Origin of the sequence: Streptomyces beijiangensis (assembly GCF_017315755.1) — a bacterium.
GTDB lineage: Bacteria > Actinomycetota > Actinomycetes > Streptomycetales > Streptomycetaceae > Streptomyces > Streptomyces beijiangensis.
Genome location: NZ_JAFLRJ010001406.1, coordinates 1 through 267 on the forward strand (window position 1 = coordinate 1; position 267 = coordinate 267).

The window sequence follows — 267 nt, forward strand, 5'->3', positions numbered from 1 at the left end:
CTGCTTCCCCTTCGGGAGCAGCGATGTCAAGCCCCTTATGCTTTCCGCCTCTCGTACCGAATTGATCTGTGATCTCTCCTTTAATCGGTTCAATCCACTCTGAGGCTTCCGCCCCCGGGGCATTGACGAAAAGCGCCAATCCCGAAAGCCATGCGATCGCGAACAGGAAGTTTTGATGTCTGAGTTTCTTCAAGGTTTTCCATATCCTCCTATTACATGCATCTTCGGTAAAATTGCCCCCTATTCGGAGACAGCTTAGTATACTTC

General features: G+C 49.8%; 1 protein-coding gene. It reads right to left on the bottom strand.

Annotated elements, in window-relative coordinates:
- Window positions 1-193, bottom strand: a 193-nt coding sequence (locus J0695_RS46470; protein WP_206970058.1) for a M23 family metallopeptidase, incomplete at its 3' end; no start/stop codon positions are given.
- Between the last annotated feature and the right edge of the window lie 74 nt (window positions 194-267).